General features: G+C 43.7%; 27 protein-coding genes. 16 read left to right on the forward strand and 11 right to left on the reverse strand.

The window, feature by feature from the left end:
* Nucleotides 1–30: 30 nt before the first annotated feature.
* The 6 genes from J2Z66_RS39355 to J2Z66_RS39380 form a co-directional block, all read right to left on the reverse strand.
* A complete protein-coding gene (locus tag J2Z66_RS39355) occupies nt 31–366 on the reverse strand; it encodes a transporter (RefSeq protein WP_209979057.1) in 336 nt (111 codons plus the stop codon).
* A gap of 38 nt (nt 367–404) precedes the next feature.
* A complete protein-coding gene (locus J2Z66_RS39360) occupies nt 405–728 on the reverse strand; it encodes a hypothetical protein (RefSeq protein WP_209979059.1) in 324 nt (107 codons plus the stop codon).
* 682 nt (nt 729–1,410) lie between these two features.
* Nucleotides 1,411–1,986, reverse strand: coding sequence for a nucleoside/nucleotide kinase family protein (locus tag J2Z66_RS39365; protein WP_209979061.1), 576 nt, complete (start codon nt 1,984–1,986; stop codon nt 1,411–1,413).
* A gap of 4 nt (nt 1,987–1,990) precedes the next feature.
* Nucleotides 1,991–2,554 (reverse strand): DUF1697 domain-containing protein, encoded by a 564-nt coding sequence (locus J2Z66_RS39370; protein WP_209979062.1) that lies wholly within the window; start codon nt 2,552–2,554, stop codon nt 1,991–1,993.
* Nucleotides 2,555–2,672: 118 nt separating this feature from the next.
* On the reverse strand, nt 2,673–3,338 hold the full coding sequence (locus J2Z66_RS39375) for a GntR family transcriptional regulator (RefSeq protein ID WP_209979064.1): 666 nt from the start codon (nt 3,336–3,338) through the stop codon (nt 2,673–2,675).
* Between the two features lie 349 nt (nt 3,339–3,687).
* Nucleotides 3,688–4,284, reverse strand: coding sequence for a nucleotidyltransferase domain-containing protein (locus J2Z66_RS39380; protein WP_245376184.1), 597 nt, complete (start codon nt 4,282–4,284; stop codon nt 3,688–3,690).
* Between the two features lie 367 nt (nt 4,285–4,651).
* Between J2Z66_RS39380 and J2Z66_RS39385 the strand changes: the two genes are divergently transcribed.
* The 6 genes from J2Z66_RS39385 to J2Z66_RS39410 all read left to right on the forward strand — a co-directional run bounded on the left by J2Z66_RS39385 (nt 4,652) and on the right by J2Z66_RS39410 (nt 10,739).
* Complete coding sequence (locus J2Z66_RS39385) at nt 4,652–5,644, forward strand: aldo/keto reductase (protein WP_209979066.1); 993 nt, start codon at nt 4,652–4,654, stop codon at nt 5,642–5,644.
* Nucleotides 5,645–5,789: 145 nt separating this feature from the next.
* The gene (locus J2Z66_RS39390; RefSeq protein ID WP_209979068.1) at nt 5,790–7,151 is read left to right on the forward strand and encodes an LLM class flavin-dependent oxidoreductase; all 1,362 of its coding nucleotides are present in this window, start codon (nt 5,790–5,792) and stop codon (nt 7,149–7,151) included.
* Nucleotides 7,152–7,203: 52 nt separating this feature from the next.
* Entirely contained in the window at nt 7,204–7,983 is a 780-nt protein-coding gene (locus tag J2Z66_RS39395; RefSeq protein WP_209979070.1) for an ABC transporter permease, read from the forward strand.
* Nucleotides 7,984–8,015: 32 nt separating this feature from the next.
* On the forward strand, nt 8,016–9,044 hold the full coding sequence (locus J2Z66_RS39400; RefSeq protein ID WP_209979072.1) for an ABC transporter substrate-binding protein: 1,029 nt from the start codon (nt 8,016–8,018) through the stop codon (nt 9,042–9,044).
* A 36-nt stretch (nt 9,045–9,080) separates the two neighbouring features.
* Nucleotides 9,081–9,854 (forward strand): ABC transporter ATP-binding protein, encoded by a 774-nt coding sequence (locus tag J2Z66_RS39405; RefSeq protein WP_209979074.1) that lies wholly within the window; start codon nt 9,081–9,083, stop codon nt 9,852–9,854.
* A gap of 39 nt (nt 9,855–9,893) precedes the next feature.
* Complete coding sequence (locus J2Z66_RS39410; protein ID WP_209979075.1) at nt 9,894–10,739, forward strand: sulfurtransferase; 846 nt, start codon at nt 9,894–9,896, stop codon at nt 10,737–10,739.
* Between the two features lie 296 nt (nt 10,740–11,035).
* Here the strand turns inward: J2Z66_RS39410 and J2Z66_RS39415 are convergent, their stop codons facing one another.
* Both J2Z66_RS39415 and J2Z66_RS39420 read right to left on the reverse strand, forming a co-directional pair.
* Nucleotides 11,036–11,761, reverse strand: a complete 726-nt coding sequence (locus J2Z66_RS39415) for a hypothetical protein (RefSeq protein ID WP_245376185.1) — start codon at nt 11,759–11,761, stop codon at nt 11,036–11,038.
* A gap of 298 nt (nt 11,762–12,059) precedes the next feature.
* Entirely contained in the window at nt 12,060–12,839 is a 780-nt protein-coding gene (locus J2Z66_RS39420) for a stalk domain-containing protein (RefSeq protein ID WP_209979077.1), read from the reverse strand.
* A 217-nt stretch (nt 12,840–13,056) separates the two neighbouring features.
* Between J2Z66_RS39420 and J2Z66_RS39425 the strand changes: the two genes are divergently transcribed.
* The 4 genes from J2Z66_RS39425 to J2Z66_RS39440 all read left to right on the forward strand — a co-directional run bounded on the left by J2Z66_RS39425 (nt 13,057) and on the right by J2Z66_RS39440 (nt 15,511).
* A complete protein-coding gene (locus J2Z66_RS39425) occupies nt 13,057–13,500 on the forward strand; it encodes a GNAT family N-acetyltransferase (protein WP_209979079.1) in 444 nt (147 codons plus the stop codon).
* Nucleotides 13,501–13,876: 376 nt separating this feature from the next.
* Nucleotides 13,877–14,323 (forward strand): hypothetical protein, encoded by a 447-nt coding sequence (locus tag J2Z66_RS39430; protein WP_209979081.1) that lies wholly within the window; start codon nt 13,877–13,879, stop codon nt 14,321–14,323.
* Between the two features lies 1 nt (nt 14,324).
* Entirely contained in the window at nt 14,325–14,552 is a 228-nt protein-coding gene (locus J2Z66_RS39435) for a helix-turn-helix transcriptional regulator (protein ID WP_209979082.1), read from the forward strand.
* Entirely contained in the window at nt 14,549–15,511 is a 963-nt protein-coding gene (locus J2Z66_RS39440; RefSeq protein ID WP_209979084.1) for an NAD(P)-dependent alcohol dehydrogenase, read from the forward strand. Before J2Z66_RS39435 ends, J2Z66_RS39440 begins: the two co-directional genes overlap by 4 nt.
* A gap of 68 nt (nt 15,512–15,579) precedes the next feature.
* On the opposite strand, the gene J2Z66_RS39445 is transcribed toward J2Z66_RS39440, so the two are convergent.
* The 3 genes from J2Z66_RS39445 to J2Z66_RS39455 form a co-directional block, all read right to left on the reverse strand.
* Complete coding sequence (locus J2Z66_RS39445; protein ID WP_209979087.1) at nt 15,580–16,056, reverse strand: YfbM family protein; 477 nt, start codon at nt 16,054–16,056, stop codon at nt 15,580–15,582.
* Between the two features lie 99 nt (nt 16,057–16,155).
* Nucleotides 16,156–16,779 carry a TetR/AcrR family transcriptional regulator gene (locus J2Z66_RS39450; protein ID WP_209979089.1) on the reverse strand — a complete coding sequence of 208 codons (624 nt, stop codon included), beginning with the start codon at nt 16,777–16,779 and terminating at the stop codon, nt 16,156–16,158.
* Between the two features lie 2 nt (nt 16,780–16,781).
* The gene (locus tag J2Z66_RS39455) at nt 16,782–17,270 is read right to left on the reverse strand and encodes a hypothetical protein (protein ID WP_209979091.1); all 489 of its coding nucleotides are present in this window, start codon (nt 17,268–17,270) and stop codon (nt 16,782–16,784) included.
* Between the two features lie 339 nt (nt 17,271–17,609).
* On the opposite strand from J2Z66_RS39455, the gene J2Z66_RS39460 reads away from it, so the two are divergent.
* The 6 genes from J2Z66_RS39460 to J2Z66_RS39485 all read left to right on the forward strand — a co-directional run bounded on the left by J2Z66_RS39460 (nt 17,610) and on the right by J2Z66_RS39485 (nt 22,628).
* Nucleotides 17,610–17,972, forward strand: coding sequence for a hypothetical protein (locus tag J2Z66_RS39460; RefSeq protein ID WP_209979092.1), 363 nt, complete (start codon nt 17,610–17,612; stop codon nt 17,970–17,972).
* Nucleotides 17,973–18,232: 260 nt separating this feature from the next.
* Complete coding sequence (locus J2Z66_RS39465; RefSeq protein ID WP_209979095.1) at nt 18,233–18,463, forward strand: hypothetical protein; 231 nt, start codon at nt 18,233–18,235, stop codon at nt 18,461–18,463.
* The gene (locus J2Z66_RS39470) at nt 18,457–18,657 is read left to right on the forward strand and encodes a hypothetical protein (RefSeq protein WP_209979097.1); all 201 of its coding nucleotides are present in this window, start codon (nt 18,457–18,459) and stop codon (nt 18,655–18,657) included. Before J2Z66_RS39465 ends, J2Z66_RS39470 begins: the two co-directional genes overlap by 7 nt.
* A gap of 274 nt (nt 18,658–18,931) precedes the next feature.
* Entirely contained in the window at nt 18,932–19,672 is a 741-nt protein-coding gene (gene pyrH, locus J2Z66_RS39475) for a UMP kinase (protein WP_209979099.1), read from the forward strand.
* Between the two features lie 237 nt (nt 19,673–19,909).
* A complete protein-coding gene (locus J2Z66_RS39480; RefSeq protein WP_209979101.1) occupies nt 19,910–21,502 on the forward strand; it encodes an ABC transporter substrate-binding protein in 1,593 nt (530 codons plus the stop codon).
* 115 nt (nt 21,503–21,617) lie between these two features.
* A complete protein-coding gene (locus J2Z66_RS39485) occupies nt 21,618–22,628 on the forward strand; it encodes an ABC transporter substrate-binding protein (protein WP_209979103.1) in 1,011 nt (336 codons plus the stop codon).
* The last annotated feature ends 186 nt before the right edge of the window (nt 22,629–22,814 follow it).

Genomic DNA, 22,814 nt, shown 5'->3' on the forward strand with positions numbered 1-22,814 from the left:
ACGTCCTTTTTGACATTTGCCTCCTCCAGGTTAGAAGCAGGAGAACGATTCGATTCGTCCAAGATCGAACCCGGAGAACATCCAGAAGAATCCGTTCCATCGAAAGCCCGAGACGGATGTCCGTCCGACGAAGACGGGATAGAACCAGAAACCGGGTCCGCTCCGCGGCCAAATGTAGGTATAACGGAACATACAGCGGGAGATAGCGCCCGGATCAACAGCAAATGTTGCCGCAAGAGGCTGAGGCGGAATGGTTTGAGGCGGTGGCGAAGGGGGTGGCTGCGGTCCGCCTTGCGGTCCTTGCTGTCCTGGAACGCCTTGTGGTCCTAGGCCGCCCTGCGGCCCAAAAGGAGGAAAAAAGGTCAAACGAATCACTCCTATCGTCGTTGAATGATCTTCTGCCCTTACAGCAGCGAAATCGCAAGAAGATTGAACAGTACCAGAGGGAGCACGACATTGCTGTTAACATAAGGGTTCGGGTAGCCCGGAAAAAAGGCGCGAGAGTAGCCCTCGTTAGACAAGCTCAAGTAGAGAATACTTTTGTCGCAATGCACGATGTGTCCTTCGAAGACTTCACCGTCCATCGTCTCTACCTTCACCAGCCGATTGGCGTGCTGACCGCACAGTTGATGAAGATGGTCTTTCACCGAACACAGCAGTTGATGCACTTCTGAATGGCATTGATAAATCGGCGTCAGCGTGGGCTGAGCCATGCTTGACATGTTCATGATACAGACCTCCTATTCGAACCTGAATTATCCTATGCATAAGCCCAGTTATGTGTTACTAAAGTTTGACGCTTGCAGCTTTAACAAAGCAGCAGGCCTTTCCAGAGAACCATTTGTTTTTTGTAGAAGCTAACACACTGCTTAAAGAAGAGCTGTTACCTTACCGTGCGTCTGTAAGTAAATTAGATTATGTACTCTTCTATCTATCAGATAACTATTGGGATGGGACTTGATGGCGTAGTAAACGAAATTCAAGAGGACTGGCCTTCCATAGAAGCATTTGAGGACAACGGTTTTGGGTGTGTGGCTATTCAAGATACGAGGAAACGGATGGGCGCGAAAAATAGCCTCAGGTGCAGCTTGGAGTTACGCACAAGCGCTTGATAGAGACTGGGACTGGGATGGAGATTGGGCACTATACTGGGATGCTGCTTGCCTGTTTTAATTGACAGGTGAAACGGAACGAGCGAAGCATTATTACAATGCAGCTGTTGAAAAGGGGTGGAAGGACATCTACCAGCCCCATTATCATGAATATGTCTATAGGGAACAGGATAGTGAACAAATCGCACGTATTCTAGCTGAAACTTTTGAAACCTAGCATCGATTCTGAGCCGCTGCTATAGCGGCTTTTAAATGCTGCCATCATTTGAGAACAGCAAAGAATCATTATATCTATGGTCTACTCTAACTGCTTAATTAACCTATTAACGATCTCATCTGCCAGTACATCAATAGCTTTTATTCCGTCGACGATCAGATCGCTGTTTTGCATCACATTTTTATTCACGATAGCGTATGTATCCCTGCCCACAGTTAGATATTGATCAACAAATTCTACTATATTCTCTAGTAATTTATTTACTTCGACATTTATTGGAGCAGCAATTGCAGCTCTTTTCACTGTCCTAGCAAATGCAATCTCCAAAGGAATATCAATACAGACTACATAGTCGATAAAACTGGTAATGGAGTCTCGGTTCCTTCCGAACGGCTCCTCAACAATAACCCAACCGTTTACTGCCTTCTGCTTGTTACGTAAAATCTGAAGGTCTTCAACCATTTTCGGAGTCAACCATTCATTGGGATCACAACCGTTACGGATCCATGATGTTAAATCTTCCGGGAATTGCGTAGTTTCTTTATAGTCATCAAAATGAAGTGAAATTGCATTTGGAAGGCGCTGAGCAATGGCCTGAACTAGACTAGTTTTACCCGATCCTGAAGGCCCACTAAGTGAAACGACCGTAATCCCCAATCATTCACCCCTCCTCCATCTCACTTATCAAGGAAACGAGTTTGTTTACTGTTTTCCAATTTCGCACGGTCGCTGGGACTTTTAACATTTGAAGGCTATTGGCAAGCTTTGAGTTACGTATGCTTTGAGGAAATAGAAGAAACACCTCACGCCCCACAATGCGGAACTCATCATTTTCACTTTTGACAGTGCTGAGCCGCTCAACCCCTTCTTGTGAAGGTGCTTCCAGCAAAAACGAGACATACAAGCTTTCTGCTTCAGAAGCCGCCTCTGCTGCTGAAATTTCATCTGCCGAAAACGGACAGTTCGAAACAATTCTTTTCAATTCCTCGGCCTTTCTTAGAACAACAATTACCGAAAAACCAAAAATCACCTCTATTTTATTTTCGATCTGCTTGCGCAGCACTTCTTCTTCTTTTTCCGATTCGAATAAAACATTGCCGCTTTGAATATACGTTTTAACTCGGCTCAGGCCCATGGATTCAAACATATTTTTCAACGCAGCCATCTTGATCATATTCTTCCCGCCAACGTTAATACCTCGCAACAAAGCAACATAGATCGTCATCTACCCCAGCACCCTTTTCAAAAATAGAGTTCATATCCATATCATTATATCTTATTTGTAAATAATAAGCGCGGCACATCGTTAGGGACAAATCAACTTGGAAAATCAGTGCATTTTTCTAAATTAACGCATACAGTTCATGCATAGGTCTGATCAAATTTTGTTTCATTATCGCAGCAGCCGTTTCTTTATCACGTTTTTCCAAAGCTGCAATGAGCATTGCGTGCTCTTCTACTGAGGTAAGTGTCTCTGTGATCGGCTGTTTCAGAAAAACGTATTTAAATCTTCTGATGTGAATCTGCAGCGAGGCACTGAATGAAGCAACGTACATATTGTCAGAAGCCTCCACAATGAGATTATGCAGCTGTTCATCTATTTCCATCGCCTGATAAGGCTGACCGCTTTCGATAGCGTTGCTAAACTGTGCATTTAGTTCTTTCAGCATTTCAATCTGCTCGGGCAAAATGAGCTGCGATGCATATTCAGCCGCCAAAGCGTGCAGCGCGGCGAGGGTCGGATACATTTTTAATACATCGTCTTTCTCAATGTTCGTCACCTTCGTCTCTTTGCCGGGATGCATAGAAACGAGCCCCTGCACTTCCAGCAGTTGAAGAGCTTCCCTAATCGGGGTTCTGCTTACAGCCAAAGATTCTGCAAGCTCGGCATCCAGTAATTTTTCGCCTGGCAATAGAGTACCCTCTATGATCCATCTTTGGAGCTGGGATAATGCTCGTTCTTTTGCGGACATACGGATTGGTGAAGAAAAATCTTTAGGTACAGGCATTTCATCCATCCTTACTGTAAATATCATTATACGCAATATATCGCATACGTATGTTGAATGCAACCCTTTTGAAGCTTCTTTGCAACTTCATCTATGGGGCCTGGTTCTGGTTCTGGAGCTAAGGCTAGTTAATCTGGGTCTGCGACGGATTCCCCCGGCTGAACAAGAATTCCCCTTACATATCTAGAGCACTTCGCAGCTTCCAACCATCAATCTCAAACCCGCCCATTCGACTTATAACGTATTTTGATAACAACTCGTAAACAACCATCATATTGGTTCTATCGGCTTCTTGAAAAGCACTTAAAAAAGCTTGCTTAAAATCTTCATCAGGGAAGCTGTTCATTAATTATTTATTCAAATAAGTCGAATCCAACAAATAGGAAGAGATTTGGTAGTAAGGGATCTTTTCCAGCTTGAGATACGCACAATACGTTGTAAAAAGACGAAATAATGAATGATAATAAAGAAAATGGAAATCAATCCTCTGTTGTTCATAACAATCCTGTAAATTATCCAGATCATCCCACAATCCATACTTTTTTAATTCCATCATCGAATCATTTAGCCCCTCGCGCGCCTTTAGCTTCCATTGGGCCGCTTCAAGCTTTAATTCGTTAATTACTCCCGTCTTATCGAACAAGATTTTGCCTGTAAGAAATTGAACCATCGACATCGTACTGCTGTCATGAAAATCCTTTTTAAAGTAATCTCTTATTTGTTTGGCTGGATTAGCGAAATACTCTATAAGATATCCGCTGTATATTCTATTTCCACGCTCCCGCCAATCAACATGATCGGACAAAATAATATGTACATCTATATCAGAACGGACAGATGGACTTCCTGTAATATAACTTCCACATACCATAGCACCAATGACTTCATTACGCTCTTTCCAATCCGCTAAGAAATGCTCAAGAGCCAGCTCCCATTTTTCCGGCATTGGTGTCCCCTCTTTCTTATCCCATTAATACGAACACTTTAATACGATTACTTGATCTCCATATATTACCACATTTACAAGTGTCTTAACGACAACCCTCTTGTGCTTTTGCTTCGATCTCGGTCATTCTTTAACCATTTGTTCACAAAAAAACAAGAATACAGACTATTGCAATATTTTGAATTTGATGCTATTATCCATATATCCGATAGGAAAAGTAAGGATTTAACTGGAATCACGTTATTCATGAATATCTATACAACCATACAAGCAGCTTCTACCGGACCACTGGGGATGCTGCCTTCCTTGATTAGTTAACTTATACCTATTATTAGATTGTTATCGGGATAAAAGGAGTGTCAGCTGCATGAATTACAGACAATGGGGAAAGACAGGTTTGAAGGTATCCGAAGTCAGTTTGGGGACGATGGCTTTCGGACGATGGATCGATGAAGATTTGTCCGTGAAGGTCATTAACACTTCGCTTGATGCAGGCATTAACCTGATTGATACAGCGGATATCTATGGAAAAGGAATGGATTTGAACGATCCTACTCAAACTGGCGAGTCCGAAGCTATTATTGGCAGGGCGCTGCTAGGGAAACGTGATAAAGTCGTTCTTGCTACCAAAGTGCTCGCCAGGGTAGGAACTGGCATCAATGATGCTGGACTTAGCCGTTACCACATTTATCGTGCGTTGGAAAATAGCTTAAAACGTCTGAAAACAGATTATGTAGATATTTATCAAGTACATGGGTTTGATACCTCTACACCACTTGAAGAAACATTAAGTGCACTGGATGATCTAGTGAAGCAGGGTAAAATCCGGTACATTGCTTGTTCCAACTACGCGGCCTGGCAGTTAGCTAAAGCACATGGCATCAGTGCCTTGAAGGGATGGAATCGTTTTGAAGGTGTGCAGCCTGAATACAGCCTGATCTCAAGAAGTATTGAACGTGAATTAGTGCCTTTTGTCGAATCAGAAAAGGTCGGAATTATTGCTTACAGTCCACTAGGACGGGGTATTCTAACTGGGAAGTACAAACAAGGTGAAGTACCACCTGCTGATTCCCGGCTTGCCGCCGGAGAGAAGCGTTTGGAGCTGCTGCTGGAAACTAATCCTGCTTACGCACTGGTTGATGCTATTCGCCCACTAGCTGAACGACGGGGCTGGACATTGGCACAATTTGCGCTCTCTTGGGTGCTTAGTCATCCTTATGTATCCTCAGCTATATTAGGCGTATCCAAGCCTGAACAAATCAAAGATGCCCTCCAATTTGCAGATGAGCATCTAACTCAAGAAGAGCTTGCAGAAATAGATGCCGTATCTCGTAAGGTCGGTCTTATTTTACCCTTTTAAATGAAATCTATTACGTTTTTATTTGTTCATCATCTACCTTTGTCTGGGGTCTCTCTCGTTTGCTTGAATGACTTCGACAAAGGTTTATCACTCGATTTAATCCGACTTTTCACATGTTTTTAATATGATTAGGGGGTAGTAAAAAATGAGTTCATCACAACGTCAATTGCATCTTGGTTTATTCCTCTTCTCGACCGGTTATCACCCTGCAGGCTGGCGGCTGCCAGAATCACGAACAGATGGAGCCTTTGATCCTAAATTTCTCCATCGTGTAGCTCAACAGCTCGAAGAAGCCAAATTCGATTTTTTCTTTTTGGGTGATGCCCTTGCTTCAAGCGCTGATATGCAAAATATGTTTCCTTCCCAAATGGTCCGGCTTGAACCCTTCACGATGATCGCGAGCATTGCTGCAGTTACTGAAAAAATCGGCTTGATCGTTACAGCAAATACAACTTATGCAGAACCTTACCATATCGCCCGGCTCACTGCTTCTCTTGATTATTTAAGTGGTGGCAGAACTGCTTGGAACGTTGTTACTGGCGCAGATGCCAGAGCAGCACTTAATTTCAGCCGCGAAAAGCATTGGGATAATACGAAGCGGTATGATTATGCAGATGAATTCGTAAAAGTGGTAAAAGAGCTGTGGGATTCGTGGGAAGATGACGCCTTGGTACGCGATAAAGAGTCCGGAGTATTCGTGGACGAAAGCAAGGTGCATGCCATCCATCATGTAGGCGAGCATTTCTCAGTAGCTGGTCCGCTCAATGTGGCAAGACCACCGCAAGGTCAACTCCCACTGTTATCGGCAGGCACTTCAGAACGCAGCCAGGAGCTGGGAGCCCAGTTCTCCAGTGCAATTTTTACAGGACAAATACTAATCGAACAGGCCATAGAGTTCTACGCAGGTATCAAAAGCAAACTGACCAAATACAATCGCAATCCAGATGAGCTGTTTATTATGCCAGGGCTTGTTCCATTGGTAGGCAGAACAGAAGCTGAAGCCCGTGCCAAATATCTGGAGCTAAGTGAACTGCTGGTAACGGATTTCAATCTTGCTCCGCTGTCTGGAAGAATTGGGATTGATTTGACTGGTCTTCCACTCGACGGCCCGCTTCCTGATTTATCGCTTTCCACCCACCCTGTCCATGAGGTGCAGCAGCTGGTGCGGCTTGCTGAGCTCGCTTCAGGACATGAAGACATCTCGGTGCGCGAACTGTTCTATTATTTCACCGCAACTGCACGCGGCCATCTGTTGATCGTTGGCGATCCCGAACAAATTGCTGATCATATGGAAGAGTGGTTCGTTAGAAGAGCAGCAGACGGGTTCAATATTTGCCCACCTTACATGCCTGGAGGACTTGACCTGTTCATCGAGCTGGTTGTACCCGTCTTGCAGCGTCGCGGACTTTTCCGCACTGAATATGAGGGCAGTACGTTTCGGGAGCATTTCGGCTTAGCGCGTCCGGACAATCAGTTTACTAGAACGAGCGCTTTACAGGGCAGCTGAATCACGTTTTTCGACTAACCAGATTCAGTGTGGAAAATGAGGGGATAAAACGATGAACAACGACAAACCAGGCAGATTCAGGGGCCGCATCATCATCGGCCAGATTGCTCTTTTGCTGCTCATTCTAGGCTTTATCGAGTACGCCGTCAGGCAGGGTATTATTGGAAGCTTGTATCTGTCGGAACCGACAAGGGTCATTAAAGAAATCATACTTTTATTTACGCAAGGCGAACTCTTCCACAATCTGGCTGTGACTCTGCAGGAATTCCTCGCCGGGTACTTGCTAGCCGCAGTGGCGGGTATCGGAACTGGACTTCTACTTGTCCTGATTCCAAGGGCAGAAACGTTCTTCGGCCCCTTCCTATCTTCACTTATGGCAGTGCCGAAGGTCACGATCATCCCACTGCTCATGTTGTGGCTGGGCATCGGGTTATCTCACAAAATAGCGATCGTGTTCCTGTTCTGCTTCTTCACCATTACCTACAATACAATAACCGGGGTGAAACAAACAGCAGAAAACCATCTAAAGGTTTCACGAGTCTTCAAAGCATCCAAAATGCAAACGATCATGAAGGTCATTCTTCCTTCAGCTGCACCAACCATTTTTGCCGGTTTGCGTGTATCGGCAGCGACCGGACTGGTTGGCGCCCTCTTTGGGGAGATGATTGCATCGAAAGATGGGCTGGGAAATCTCCTTGTTAAAGCTACATCGCTTTATGATACAGCAAAAGCTTTTGCCATTATTACTATTGTTACTATCGTCTCAGTTTTGATCATTGTACTTATTGATTTGCTTGAAAAGAAGGTATTTCTGAAATGGAAGTCTTCTTGAACATCATATGCATTTTAGGGGAGAGATTAGAAATGAAAAGAAAACGTTGGATAAACTCAGGAATTTTAAGCTTGCTTGCCGTGATGGTATTAGCAGGATGCTCAAGTCAGGCGGGTGATAAGACCACTAATGGAAATGCGGCCACGCCAGCCGCGACTACCACGACTGCCTCCCCGGAAGGTGATCAGAAGCTTCAGAAAATCCGCTATGCGGCATTTAATGGCGTCAGCGGATTGGCCGTACAATTCGGCGCTGAGAAAGGCTTTTTCAAAGAAGAAGGACTTGATGTAGAGTTTATTACGACTCAGAATGCAGTTGAAGGCCTGACAAGCAAAGATGTGGATGTCGCCGATGTAGCAACAACTTCAGCTATCGTCGCAGCGGGTAAAGGAGCACCGATCAAAATCGTCTCCTCCCTATTCCGTACCAAAGGGCCTTTTTATTTAATCGCCAGTCCCGATATTAACAGCATTGAGGATTTGAAGGGAAAAACCATCGGTGCAGCCGCATTCGGCAGTGGACTTGATGTGTATGTACAAACGATTTTGAAAGAGCATGGATTAGGCAAAAAAGATGTAACCTTCGTTGCCAATGGTGTGAACGATGCTGCCTTCGCCAGTCTTACTTCCGGTCAAGTTGCAGCAACAATCATTCATGAGCCCTTCGCCTCCCTGGCAGAAATAACAGGTAAAGGAAAGTTGCTTGCCAAAGGCTGGGACTACTTGCCTGACTTCCATACTGGCGTATTGGCTGCGCGCAATGATTTCATTAACGAGCACCCGGAACTGATTGAGAAGCTGCTTCGCGCTTATTTCAAATCACAAGAATATGCGAAAAGTAACTTTGACGAATACAAGACTTTCTTCCTTACCAAGGTGAAGGTCGATCCGGCTGCGGTAGATAAAGCTTTTGAGCGTGAGAACGTACTGTGGGAGAACAATCCCGACGTGAATAAAGAAGTGTTGCAAAAAACCCAACAAATACAGGTAGACCTTGGCTTCCAGGATCAAATCTATGATCTGGACAAAATACTGGATTTGCGTTTTATTCCCAAAAAGTAACTGTAAGCTTACGATAGAAAAAGGCGGTGGCAGCAAATGGCCGGATTTGCAATCAACGGATTATCTAAATCATATGGCGGAACATCACCGACCGAAACACTGACCAATATCGATTTGACGATTAGAGATGGCGAATTTCTAAGTATTCTCGGACCCAGTGGCTGTGGCAAAAGTACACTACTCGAAATTTTAGCCGGCCTTCAGCCCTATACCTCTGGGGAAGTACTCTTCGATGGGAAAAAGCTGCAAGGTCCAGACATTAGACGCGGGGTTGTTTTTCAGGACCCCTCCCTCTATCCTTGGCGCACTATTTTCAAGAACGTTGAGATCGGTCTCGAAATACGTAAGACCCCCAAATCAGAGCGCAAAGAGGCGGTTCAGAAATATCTGAATATGGTTGGTTTGAGCGGCTTTGAGCATAAGTACCCCCACCATTTGTCAGGTGGGATGAAGCAGCGGGCAGGCTTGGCCCGCGCGCTGGCTGGAAGTCCAGAAGTATTGCTGATGGATGAGCCCTTCGGTGCTGTCGATCACCTCACAAGACTGCAGCTGCAGGATGACCTGCTGAACATTTGGGAAGCAGACAAGAAAACCGTCGTTTTCGTTACCCACGATGTATCGGAGGCCGTATTTTTAGGAGATCGGGTCGTTCTTCTGTCACCACGGCCAGGACGGATCAACAAGATTTTTCACGTGCCCCAGAAGCGTCCACGTAAACGTGACGATATTGAGCTGCTCAAAATTCAGAATGATATTTATGCAGCCATTCACGATGTGAAAACACAGGAACATATTGAATTTACAATTTAATCGTTTCAACATAACTGATACAAGAAAGGGGCATACTTCATGCCATCATCCAATATTGTCGATACCACATGGGTTCAAACACAGCTTCAAGCAGGAGCTAATCTTGCTATTGCTGACGTCCGATTCTCGCCAAAAGAAGCCAGCTACGGACGAAACGCTTACGATCATGGGCATCTGCCGGGAGCCGTATTCGTTGACTTTAAAGCAGATTTGACGGATCCTGCGCGTGAGCATGGCGGAAGAAGCCCACTGCCAGAGCAGGAGCGGCTTGCCGGGATTTTCGGCGGACTGGGCATCGACTTGGATACCCCTGTTGTCGTTTACGAAGACGTTAACGGTCCTGCTGCAGCTCGCCTCTGGTGGGTGTTGAAATATCTGGGGCACGAACAAGTATATGTGCTGGATGGAGGCTACTCAGCTTGGACAGCCGCTGGACTGCCCGTTACAACTGAGGTGCCTGAACCTGTCAGCAAGACATTTAACCCTATTCTTAAGCCGGAATTACTGGTTGGTATAGAAGAAGTGAGATCAGCAACAAAAAATGAAGAAACCGTACTTATCGACTCCCGGGATGCCAATCAATATCTCGGACTTGAAGCACCGTTCGATCCGATTGCCGGACATATCCCAAGCGCTGTCAACTTCTTCTGGAAGGACAGCCTCACTGAAACAGGCAACTGGAAGTCTGCTGAAGAGCTGCGTGAGCAATTCTCCGGCGTAGATCCCTCGCAGGAAATTATCGTTTACTGCGGCTCTGGCATCTCGGCTACTCCCAACGTGCTTGCTTTGGAAGAAGCGGGCTTCCGCAATGTGAAGCTGTATGGCGGGAGCTGGAGCGATTGGATTTCATATCCGGAGAATCCGATTGCGACGGGAAAAGAATAAGAACCAAGAAGCCGCATCGAACGCGGTTTGGAGGGCTGTGACAGGTAATGGGCAAGTGACCTGTTGCAGCCCTTTTTGCCGATCTCGCTCAACAGCTCGCAAACGTATGATAAATACAAGGCAACCCGAGCCATTCATCTTCATGTGTCAGTTAATCTGTATGATTTTTCTTACAGAATAGCCGATTTAGACGCTAAATGATGAATTCTATCTGGTTTTTCATACAGATTCATCGACTGAGCCATCTGAAGCCAAGATCTATATGGTTTTTCATACACAATCGCATAAATCAAAAGTTAAACCAAATCCGGACTTTGGATGGATCCAACATATTCGTAGTAAATGACGCGTTGTGAGACTCCCCTCGCTACAGCTCGAAACTTTCCCTTTTCCACCAGTATCCGACAGTACTTAATAACAGTCATCGTATACAGCTCCAGCTCCCTGGCAGCCTCGGTCGGGCGAATAACCCGATTGTGTCGAATGGCCGCACGCATTAAGTCCCGTTCAATTTTCGAAAAAGATTTTCTTGATGTTCTTATAGCCCCACCCTCAGCTGACAGATAGGGGGACAAAATGCTCCGCAATGCGGAGAGGATGAACGAGGGATTTTCCTTTAACTCGTCCAATGAGATATAGTAGATCGCACAGTCTTGAGCTTGAAGAAAGAGCCCTCGGTTCAAATCCATTCGATACTTGGTCCGGTCTGTGCCGTGGGACCCAAAGTCCATAACTTCAATTCCAATCCGTATGGATCCTACAACCCACATGAAATCCACAAAATAGGATCTTCCCCGCCAGTCCTTCACCTCATATTCCGGATGCAGTTTGTGGAAATGTCCGACAAGCGGCCACCAGACCCACTCAATAAATAATCGATTTCCGTAGCCATGGCCGCGTTTGAGGGCATCAAGACGTTCTCCTCTTCTTCGTTTTAGATGATCTTTTATCCATCTATCCTGCTCTATTTGAAACCCCATCGCCTGTCCCCTCACCTTCTCATAGTTGTTGGGAAAACGCATAAAAGCCCCGTCTCCTTTCCGGTTGAGAAAGGAGGCGGGGCATGCTTTGCCCTTGGCTGATATGCAATATTTAAAGTGTGCCACAACATTTCAAAGATTGCAACAGAAAAAATGACTAATTTGGCATTGGTTTGGCCTACCTATTTACTCGATTGATTGTAAATATTCCTTGACTAAAGGGTCAGCAGGTATACCGGCTGGAATAGCGTATCTGGCAGATTTTATCGGTTTATGTAACATAATTTAACATTTGATATATAATCATAAATTATTGTTCTCTATCTCTCCGACTGTAATATTAATATAATTCAAATCCATAAAAGGGTATATTGCAACCACCTAATAACCAGGCGTCAATCGCTTTCGTTTTCAATTCGTTACTTCCATGAACAGTATATTTGACTTCTTCAGGACGGATCAACTCAACTGAATACTTACCGAGCGGAGCCACCTTCCCATCCAGTCCTTTCCCATCCCACTCGAAAGTAAATAAGTATTCGTATTTATTCGGAATTAATTCACTGAAAGTTGGTGCTGACTTACTAAATATTAAGTACTCCCTATTCCCATTGTTATCTGATTTATATATATTCACCGTAAGATCAATAGGATTGATCCTGATATCTTCTCCCATGAAATTTGATACAACAAAATTAAATTTTTTCTTGGTTGACCCAGCCTTTGTAATATCCCAAATCTGCATACGAATTGGATACTCGGGACACGTTACTGAGTATAATTGTGCTCCTTCTGGCTCATCAACCTTGTATAGTGACCAATTGTTCGCCTGAGATTGGTAAATATCGATTTTATGTACACCGTTTGTTTGCTTTGAAGCACTCTCGTAATCCACTTTAGCTCCCATAGCTTCCGAAAAGGTACGAAGTGGGATATAAGACTTATTGTTATAGTTAATTATTCCATCCTTTCCTGTGCCATCAATTGTAGTTATTTTGCTACCATTATGGATCGTGACTTTACTTGGGAATAATGTTGCCTGTATGGACGTTGATGAGACTGCCGCTGTAGTTAGCATCAGGATGACACCGATAGCTACTCCAGTTAATAGTTTTTTCATATAATGCACACATCCTCTCATTGATGTAGCATTAGACGTGTTAATATTCATAATGTTGCACTAAATAATGGAATTAATTGTAGTTATGCTCAATTCCTCCTTTGTCTCTTAATTTTTACACCTCCATAACTACATTGGAGCTTTTTCCTGTAATCATAAAATAGAAGATTAATGGGGATAAGAGTACTTTAGTGCACACCGAAGGGAGACTGTCATCATGAATCACACCATTATCGTAACAACACCCGAGGAGCTACAGCAATGCCTGACAATTCGAAGAGAAGTGTTCATTCATGAACAACAGGTAGACGAAAGCTTGGAGATTGACGAATTCGATGCTTCCCCTGAAGCTTGCGTGCATGTGCTGCTTCACCACGATGGTAAGTCCGCAGCTACTGGACGGATGCAGCCTTACGACGAGATAACGATGAAGCTCCAACGTATAGCCGTACTTCAACCCTATCGTGGAACAGGAGCTGGTAAAGCCATCGTTTATGCGTTAGAGGAAGAAGCTTTTCGCAAAGGATTTAAATACACATTACTTGATGCGCAGTGCCAGGCTGAAATCTTTTACTCCAAGCTGGGATATGTCACGGTGTCGTCCGAGCCTTTCCTGGATGCGAACATTCCGCATGTTAGAATGAAGAAGCAGCTTTCTTAGGCAATGGCAAACACTATTATAGAGCTGCCGTCTCAGGCAGTTCTGCTATAATAACGAAATTTGTGTTTATTTCCTCTAACCTCCTGTTCGACGATGCCGAATACTCGTAATCGAGAACCAATCAAGATTCATCACCCCTCTAACAAATAATAATAGTAATATTTACTTTCTACTCCTACGACATATAACCCAAATCCACATTTTTTGAAATCAGGTTTTTTTTAGCTTAATCATCTTACAAAACGATTCGAGGCCGCCTCGGGATACATTTCTGTAGAATTAGTGTAATGTAACATTGACAATACGTATGAAATATATTACATTATGTATATGTTATTATACTTAAAGTAAGAATAACCATACAGGAGGAGAAAAAATGTCCTATCAGGAAAATAAGAATATTGTCTCTTTAGTTGGCACCTTACTGGTTTTTGTATTTTATTGTTTGTATGTGTTTGATAGGTACCCCCAAGCGACCCTTGCTTCGACAGATGCTTTCAGCTTTTGGGCGTCCGTCATCTTAATCCTAATCCCGGTTTCGATTGTGGCCAAAATCATCATTTCTATTATTTTCAACATCATCTATAGAATATCCACAAATGAAAAGGAACCTTCTTTTGCTGATGAATTAGACAAGATCATTGGGTTGAAATCCACAAGAAATTCTCATTATGTGTTTATTATTGGCTTTCTTCTAGCTATGGTATCTCTGGTCATGGAAATGCCTCCCTATATGATGTTCATTATCCTTATTTTCTCAGGGCTGTTGTCAGAGGTGGTTGGCGTAATCACTCAGATTTACCTCTATCGGAGAGGTATCTAAGATGGGCAAAATTCTTATTAGCAATCACATTCGGAAACTACGTTTTAACCATAATGAAATGACCCAGCAACAATTGGCTGAAAAAGCTAACGTGACACGACAAACCATCGTAGCCCTCGAACAAGGTAAATACTCCCCTTCTCTGGAACTGGCTTTTCGGATTGCTTTTGTTTTCAATTTACCGTTGGAAGAAGTATTCTTTATCGAAAATAAGGGGGAATTGTTATGAAAGCTATTGTATTTACAAAATATGGAGCTCCGGATGTGCTTCAGCTTAAAGAAGTTGAAAAACCTGCTCCCAAAAACAATGAAGTACGGATAAAGGTACATGCTTCAGTGGTAACACCCTCCGACTGTGCTTTTAGAAAGGCAGATCCTGTTATAGTCAGATTTATTTATGGTCTTAGAAAACCCAAATATACGATATTAGGAGTTGAAGTCGCTGGGGAAATTGATTCGGTAGGCAAAGATGTAAAGTTATTTAAAAAAGGGGATCAGGTTTTTGGCGTAAGTCCGAATACCTTGGGTGCTTATGCGGAGTATATGTGTCTGCCCGAAGATAAACCACTGGCCTTAAAACCAGTCAATGCTTCTTATGAAGAAGCCGTAGCCGTCTGTGACGGGGCATTAACTGCTTTGATTTTCCTTAGAGATACTGCCAAAATTCAGCAAGGACAAAAAGTTCTTATCCATGGCGCTTCAGGTGCAGTAGGAGCTTATGCTGTACAGCTTGCCAAATACTTCGGAGCAGAAGTGACTGGAGTATGCAGTACTAACAATTTAGAATTAGTGAAATCTCTGGGAGCCGCCGCAGTCATTGACTATACCAAGGAAGACTTTACCAAAGACGGTCAGACCTATGACGTTATTTTCGACGCAGTAGGCAAACAATCATTTTCACGATGTAAAGGGTCACTAAAGCAAAAAGGAATCTACCTCTCAACCGTCCCTGCCTTGGGAACCATGCTCCAAATGTTATGGACTTCAAAATTCAGCAGCAAAAAAGCAATATTCACGGCCGCAGGCTTAAAGCAGAATAAAGAAAATTTGGTCTTCCTTAGAGAGCTTTTTGAGGCGAGAAAAATAAAATCGGTCATCGATAGACGCTATCGCTTGGAACAGACAGCCGAGGCTCACACTTATGTTGAAAAAGGGCACAAAAAAGGAAATGTCGTCATCACTTTGTAAGTAAGCTTAGATGCTAGAGACCCCCTCATTACCTAACACGATGGCGCGGCTGACGTTTCGTCTGAAAATTATAAAATATAGAAAATAACTCCTTGCTTTTTTGCTGCAACTTTTTCATAAAAGGATTGAATCGCTCTAAGATTTGCAAGAAGATATTCAAAAAAAGATTCTCCATCTTCATCACTTACAATTGGATACACCCCATCTTCGAGCATAGCCTCAAAACGATACAAATTCACAACATCACGCTCTGAAAGCTTAGCAACTGCATGAAAAGCCTCCTCTACCTGCGCACAAAAAAGATAAAACGCACCGTACTCAGCAAAATCGACCATATTCTCATCCAGCATCGGCACCACATACCCCAAAGGAGGCGCGCCCTCGCAAATATCACCACATAATAAATAATGAATGGCCTGCCAGGATTTATCAATATCGAGTGTTTCATTGGCTGTCAGATCAAGCTGTTCCAGTTCTATTTCGCCATCAGCAATTTGTTTAATTTGAATATCATCCAAAGCAATATAATTTCCTATCATTCCCATCGTTTACACACTCCATTGTTCTAATAGCCTGCATTGGCGGCTTCTTGACCATTCAATTCAATGTCAGATTGTCCTCTGAACATATAACTAGGGCTGATTTCAGCCCTCCTTCAAAATCATTCTGTCAAATATACTTACAAGCTGAGTACTGAAAGTCTCCAGGTCCACATTGTCAGTAAGCTTCGTGTTGAACATATACTCGCCAATCGCTCCCTGGATAACACTAGTCATAACAGGAATACTAAACTCTTGAAATTCACCCTTCGACTGTCCATCTTTCAGAATCTGTTGGAGCTCGAATGTCAGTGGCTCCTCTTCCTCATCCCCAAGCTTGTAGTACGGCACATTATCAGGTGTCCGTGCGTGAAAGACAATCTCAATCAACGCTGTGCTGTGTCTGGGGCGAGTAGCCTGATAAGCCAGGCTGGATACGATGTAAGTATGCAGCTTTTCCACTGCGGTGGCTGCAGCACTTATTCGCTCCCCCACATAGGAGGCCGAATCGCTTGACAGCTTCATTAGTGTATAGTCCATCAGATCGTTCTTGTCCTTGAAATGGTAGGAAATCAGCGCAGTGCTGATTCCGGCTCTTTTGGCGATTTGAGCCAGACTGGCGTTAATATAGCCGATTTCATCCAACGTAGTAATCGCCGCTTCGACGATTTGTGCTCGTCTTGCCTCTGTGATGAATGAAATTTTTTCATCCGCTTCTTTATCAGTCATACTTATTTCTCCTTCATTGCCTTATCCGATTTCGACTTCCCTGCTTTGCCCAGCTGCACTAACAGAATAATGACAACCACTACAGCTACATTGATCGTAATTTTGAGAGGACTCATCGTGATATCATTTAGCCGTGCCATTATTGTACCATCGAAAGCTTTACCTATAAAAATAATGATAACGATTAACAGCCTTAATGCAAGGATAACCGGAATGATGCCAACTGCGGTTTTTAGAACGGCCATGCCAGAATCCCTGCGCATCAGTAATAATGCGGCTGCAATTAGACTCAGAATGCCGCCAAGCACCATGAGAATGGGCTGTATCCAACGATACCAGGGAAACCCAGGTGTGTCCAATGCGTCCTTATAAAAGAACCAGGTTGCCCACAGGATCATAATACCCGCGGCCAAACTTATTAGCGACAGCAGGCTGGCGTTCCAATCCAGTGAGCCGTTGTCCTGCTGCCCCTTTTTGCTATTTTCGTTCATCGTAATGTACCTACCTTTCATTCTGAAGGATTTTTTTGATTCCTCAAACACTTTATTGATCGTTAAAGCATTTTATTAATTATTAAAATATTATATTGACCACCAAAGTATTTTATTGATCATTAAATCATATTACTGACTATATAAATATTTTTCTGATCAATTGATCAAATTATACTTTATACCACTCACTCAGTCAACAGCTGGCAATGCGGATTGGGAGAAAGATCGGCCTATTTGAAAACACTGTACGATAGGAAGCTGTATAGAGTAAAATGTAAAAGGTATCCCGTTTTACAGAATTAATTAAATTAATTATTCAGGAGGAGAACCCTTACTTTGGAAATTAACATCCACCTATATCAAGACTGGCTTGATGCAGTAAAGCAAATTTTTCTTGGATCCGGAGCGCCCCTACCGGCTAATTTAAGCGACGAAGAAATCGGATTAGCCTACTATATCCAAACCTCATCTTCAGAGCAGGAGGCAGAGAAACGCAGGAGTGCAAATGAACAAAGAATCAAGCAGCTTCAGCAAACCTTGCTCGACAATTTGGAATCCATGATCATTCCAGACATCGTCAGCAAAACCAGCTATAGCGGCCAACAATTACATTTCCGCTGGGTTTTTGCGCAAGGTGGCGAGCACATTATCGAGGAATACTCGGAGTATCGAATTTCGCTTGGTACTTCTCAGGACTGAGTATCGTAAGTCATAGATATTTTATGAATGCCTTGTCAGAACATAAATAGATGATTTACCGAATTCTTTTGAATAAGGGTCAACAATCAGCGTTTCATTCATCTTAACCAAGACGGCAGGAATGCCGTTTTTTTTGCTGTTTTATTACGTATTATAGGTTTTTGGTTGGAGCCTGAAGTTAATTGATGTAGAATAGCTTTACGGCAACAAAGTGGTAAGATCATGCACATCAGATGACGATATATTAAGGTAAGGGGAGATTGACAAAGGCAAAAAAAATTGATAAGAGTACAATAGAGGCAATTAAAAAATTGCTTCAGAAATATGATCTACAAGATGAAGACCGTATTGTCATTGATATGAAAAACAGCATAATCACTGAATACGAAAAAACAAGTATTTCTGATTTAATGGGTATTAGAGGTACTATATCTGATGAACGGGCTCAAGAATGGCTGAAGGAAAATGAAGAAATGAGGGAAAGATGGTGAAGAAAGGAGTAATCCTTGATACAAATATTGCCATCGGTTTATTAAACGATCATGTAACTATTGTTCAGACGATGATTGTCGCATCAGCCATACATAAAAAATATGAACTCTATACGCTCGTTAAAGGTATGTGGTTTGCTGAGCAATATGGTATTAAAATGATTAAAAATAAAGAGTCTGCTGAAGAAGAGTAGGTATGGAGTGAATCCGAGTAACTACATATGATGTGCTCGCGGCTCACTGCTTGAAATCAAGGCGGAGTTCACCTCACCAGCTTGGAATATAATGGTTGCTTTTCAACCTGATCCTGTATAAAATGAATCAACGGAAACAACTGGAAGGAGTGAGAATATGAGGCGGAAACAGTGGAATCGCATTAATTCTTCAAATCATTTTCATATTCTTATTCCATTTAGATACTAAAGCATTCATTGCTCTAGTGTCTTTTATTTTTATGGGGGTGTTGCTATGAGTTTGTACAAAAGGGTCCTGATTAAACTAAGTGGTGGAGCTGTTGCAGGGGAAAGTGAATTTGGATTTGAGCCTGAAAGATTGGACCATATCACCAACGAAATTTTATCGGTCGTAAACATGGGAATTGAAGTTTCTCTTGTTATTGGAGGCGGGAACATTTTCAGAGGAAATATGGCCGAGAGTTGGGGGATTGAAAGAGCGGAAGCAGACAACATCGGGACACTGGCAACTGTTGTAAACAGTTTGATGCTAAGGGGGGTTCTGAAAGCCAAAACAAAGCAGGAAGTTCGAGTCATGACAGCTTTACCCATTGCATCAGTTGCTGAACCGTATATTAGATTAAGGGCGATTCATCATTTAGAGAAAGGTTATATTGTAATTTTTGCGGGAGGAAATGGGCAGCCCTATGTTACAACTGATTACCCTTCTGTACAAAGGGCTATAGAAGTTAATTGTCAAGGACTTTTAGTAGCCAAACAAGGCGTAGATGGTGTTCATGATGCAGATCCACGGTACAATAAAGCTGCAAAAAAGTTTCGTTCTCTTCATTATAATGATGTAATCCAACATGATTTAAAAGTTATGGATCAATCCGCTTTTATTCTAGCACGAGATTACAGCTTGCCGGTTCATGTTTTTAACTTTGATAAACCAGGGTCTATGAAGGAAGTTTGTGAAGGAAAAAATATTGGTACTGTTATCAGTAGTCAATCTATTTTAGAGTATGACTGCTGATAGCTAGATAATTAGCCCCCCTTCCCCATTGGCTGCAGTAAGATGGCGAACCTGCGATCTGCTGCAGTCCTTTTTGGTTTGTTCTCACAGACAGATCAGATAATTATACTCAACTAATAACTCAACTGATAAAGGTTGAATATAATACCCGCTTCGATTATAATTCATATTGAGAATCGTTATCAATATAATTAACATGGTGATCAAATTCAAACCCAACACGGGGGCATCCTATAAATGAAAAGTGAAAGCATCAGTCGAACAACCGAAATGCCTGATTATACCTACTACATACCTACACAATTGTACAGCTTTCCGGAGTCTGCAGCGCTCTTTACTAGAGATAAAGAAACACCAAGCGATGACCCCTTCTTACTGGTGATCATGGGCGGAAGTGCCCGTCTTCGGGTGAATGGTGTGGAGCAGACTGCACAAGGGTGTTTCGTGGTTTCCTGTGACAAGCGTTCAAGCCTGCGGCTGATGGAGATGCAATCTTTCCGAGCCATACTGATAGAATATCGCTGCATGACATTGAACCATTCGGCTCCATTGCCGCTGCCCTCCAGAACAACACCTCACCCCTGCTCTCATCGCGTCAATGTGCTGGCCAATGAGCTTGAGGATGCGTGGCCATTGAGATCAGATCGCCCTTTTCAGGCTCATCGGCTGTTTCTTGAGCTGCTGGAGAACGTACAGCTTGAATTGGAGGAAGCGGCGCACCAAGGAGCTGACTGGCTGCAAAATGTTCTAGGCCATATCCATCTGCACTATCGGGACGAGCTAACAAGGGAGCAATTGGCCCTGCTTGCTGGCGTCAGCCCGGAACACTTCTCACGTGCCTTTCATAAGCACATTGGCTGCACCTTCAACTCTTACTTGAACACGCTTCGTATTCGCAATGTACAGCAGCAGCTTCTAACCGGAAAGCCTGACAATTTACACGATCTGGCACTAAGAGTCGGTTACAAAGACGGTTATTACCTGAGCCGTAAATTTAAACAGGTTGTAGGCACAGCTCCGATGATGTTCATCCGTAAGCCAAAGCGAATTGTATCGGCAAACTACAACTATACAGCCATGCTGCTTGCCTTACAGGTTCAACCGGTATTAGGCGCTTATTCCTCATGGATACGAGCTGGACAGCCTGATATTCCCAATGATCAAGAGCGTGAACTTTTTGGACCCGGGGGTTATGGCTCTTATGATCAAATCCAGTCACTCAAGCCCGACGTCATTCTTGGCTATACAGAGCTGGCAGCGGATATGAAGCTGATGAGTCTTGCTCCTGTAGTAGGGCTTCCCTTTATGAAGCTTGACTGGCGCGAGCAATTTCGTCAGATTGCTGAAGTCGCAGATAAGCAGAAACAGGCGGAGAAACTCCTTGAGCGCTATAACGAGCAAGTTGATCTTGCCAACACGAAGCTGGATCGAGAGCTTGGAGGCCGCGGGAGTCTGATCATATGGGAGATGCATGAGAACGGGGCCTTTGCTTTTGGCAATCGTTTTGGCCGGGGCGGTCATGTGCTTTATGACGATCTTGGCTTTCATATGCCGGAGCAGCTAAACCAAAAAAGCTTGGAAACAAAGGGTTATATCTATGTGTCCATCGAGCAAATGCTCACTTATCCTGCAGATTATATCGTAATCACACATCAGACCTGCATCCCCCAGGCAGAACGCATTTTCCACTCTCCATCCTGTAAAAAGCTGAGGGCTGAGCAGCAGCGGCGCCAGCTTGTTGTTCCTAACCCTTTCGATCTATTTTACGGCTTTGATCCGTTATCCACTCAGAAACAGCTTGAAATGCTAGTTGGCAGCTTCACATCATAAAATTACATCGTCCCCAATCACTTTGTGACATGGTATTTTATAGCGAATGCGCTTAAAGTTATTTCATGAGAATGATTATCATTCTTATAAATGAGGATAGAGAGGGAACATACACATGCAAAAAAGAAATGGACACATTCAAAGTTGGGGGATCGCATTGCTAATGCTGGTGCTGCTGCTGTCAGCTTGCGGGAAAAATTCGGACGTGAAACAGGATGCGTCATCACCGACTGCCGCGGCGACATTAGAGTCTACAACTTCACCTGCAGAAACAACTGCACCAACAGAGACAACACCAGCTACAAAAGTGGTAACAACACTACATGGTGACATTGAAATACCAGTCAAACCGCTGCGGATTGTAACGGATGACTATCTGGGCTCATTGATTGCTCTGGGAGTTAAGCCTATTGGTACGCCAGGACTTCATTTGAAAAATCTTTATTTTGCCGAAGCGCTTGCTGGGGTTGAGGATATTGGCGACTACGGCAACAGCTCGATGGAGAAAATCATTGATTTGCATCCCGATTTAATCATCACTGCAGAGGACGATGAAGCCAAATATAATGTGTTGGCCAAGGCTGCCCCCACTATTTCTGTTCCGTATGGCGAGCTAAAAAACGCTCACGAGGAACTAACCTATTTCGGCAAGCTGCTGGGCAGGGAAGCTGAGGCTGCAGCTTGGCTGGCAGACTATGATGATAGAATTGCCAAAGCCAAGGCCAAGGTGGATAAGGCTATTCCCGCGGATGCAACCTTTACTATTTTTGAGGATGGAGAGAAGTCAGTTTACACCTATGGGGATAATTTCGGACGCGGTGGACAACCCATTTATCAGGCGCTCGGACGCAAGCCGCCAGCAGGCATAGCCGATGAAATCATGAAAAAACAATGGAAAGAGCTTTCCATGGAAATGCTGGCGAGCTATGCTGGGGATTATCTTATAATCACTTCCAATTCACGGACACTCGATGATTTCAAAAAAGACCCGGTCTGGAGTACGTTGGAGGCAGTAAAAAACGACCGTGTTTATGTATGGAAGGAAGAACGTTCCTGGTACTATGATCCAATTGCTGTGCTCTCGCAAACTGAGGAGCTTGCAGCCTGGCTTTCAGGTGAGAAGTAGAACGAGTGAACATATCGAAGATACCGAACATAGCATGAAGATGCAGTGGGAAAGACGCCTTGTGGCGTCTTTTGTCGTGTGTGTTCGAGACGTTGGTGCACGGAGGAAGGCAATGACTCTGGGCTCCAGCCGTTGTTAAGATTTATTTCCCCGTGGGCGAAGGTGCTGGGGATGGAGTTTGCCCCC

Source organism: Paenibacillus eucommiae (assembly GCF_017874215.1).
Classification (GTDB): Bacteria; Bacillota; Bacilli; order Paenibacillales; family NBRC-103111; genus Paenibacillus_AI; species Paenibacillus_AI eucommiae.

Coding starts and splice junctions, on each gene's coding strand:
- J2Z66_RS39360 (WP_209979059.1), bottom strand. CDS start 728: ATGAACATGTCAAGCATGGCTCAGCCCACGCTGACGCCGATTTATCAA.
- J2Z66_RS39370 (WP_209979062.1), bottom strand. CDS start 2,554: ATGACGATCTATGTTGCTTTGTTGCGAGGTATTAACGTTGGCGGGAAG.
- J2Z66_RS39375 (WP_209979064.1), bottom strand. CDS start 3,338: ATGCCTGTACCTAAAGATTTTTCTTCACCAATCCGTATGTCCGCAAAA.
- J2Z66_RS39380 (WP_245376184.1), bottom strand. CDS start 4,284: ATGCCGGAAAAATGGGAGCTGGCTCTTGAGCATTTCTTAGCGGATTGG.
- J2Z66_RS39385 (WP_209979066.1), top strand. CDS start 4,652: ATGAATTACAGACAATGGGGAAAGACAGGTTTGAAGGTATCCGAAGTC.
- J2Z66_RS39390 (WP_209979068.1), top strand. CDS start 5,790: ATGAGTTCATCACAACGTCAATTGCATCTTGGTTTATTCCTCTTCTCG.
- J2Z66_RS39395 (WP_209979070.1), top strand. CDS start 7,204: ATGAACAACGACAAACCAGGCAGATTCAGGGGCCGCATCATCATCGGC.
- J2Z66_RS39400 (WP_209979072.1), top strand. CDS start 8,016: ATGAAAAGAAAACGTTGGATAAACTCAGGAATTTTAAGCTTGCTTGCC.
- J2Z66_RS39405 (WP_209979074.1), top strand. CDS start 9,081: ATGGCCGGATTTGCAATCAACGGATTATCTAAATCATATGGCGGAACA.
- J2Z66_RS39410 (WP_209979075.1), top strand. CDS start 9,894: ATGCCATCATCCAATATTGTCGATACCACATGGGTTCAAACACAGCTT.
- J2Z66_RS39415 (WP_245376185.1), bottom strand. CDS start 11,761: ATGCGTTTTCCCAACAACTATGAGAAGGTGAGGGGACAGGCGATGGGG.
- J2Z66_RS39420 (WP_209979077.1), bottom strand. CDS start 12,839: ATGAAAAAACTATTAACTGGAGTAGCTATCGGTGTCATCCTGATGCTA.
- J2Z66_RS39425 (WP_209979079.1), top strand. CDS start 13,057: ATGAATCACACCATTATCGTAACAACACCCGAGGAGCTACAGCAATGC.
- J2Z66_RS39430 (WP_209979081.1), top strand. CDS start 13,877: ATGTCCTATCAGGAAAATAAGAATATTGTCTCTTTAGTTGGCACCTTA.
- J2Z66_RS39435 (WP_209979082.1), top strand. CDS start 14,325: ATGGGCAAAATTCTTATTAGCAATCACATTCGGAAACTACGTTTTAAC.
- J2Z66_RS39440 (WP_209979084.1), top strand. CDS start 14,549: ATGAAAGCTATTGTATTTACAAAATATGGAGCTCCGGATGTGCTTCAG.
- J2Z66_RS39445 (WP_209979087.1), bottom strand. CDS start 16,056: ATGGGAATGATAGGAAATTATATTGCTTTGGATGATATTCAAATTAAA.
- J2Z66_RS39450 (WP_209979089.1), bottom strand. CDS start 16,779: ATGACTGATAAAGAAGCGGATGAAAAAATTTCATTCATCACAGAGGCA.
- J2Z66_RS39455 (WP_209979091.1), bottom strand. CDS start 17,270: ATGAACGAAAATAGCAAAAAGGGGCAGCAGGACAACGGCTCACTGGAT.
- J2Z66_RS39470 (WP_209979097.1), top strand. CDS start 18,457: ATGGTGAAGAAAGGAGTAATCCTTGATACAAATATTGCCATCGGTTTA.
- pyrH (WP_209979099.1), top strand. CDS start 18,932: ATGAGTTTGTACAAAAGGGTCCTGATTAAACTAAGTGGTGGAGCTGTT.
- J2Z66_RS39480 (WP_209979101.1), top strand. CDS start 19,910: ATGAAAAGTGAAAGCATCAGTCGAACAACCGAAATGCCTGATTATACC.
- J2Z66_RS39485 (WP_209979103.1), top strand. CDS start 21,618: ATGCAAAAAAGAAATGGACACATTCAAAGTTGGGGGATCGCATTGCTA.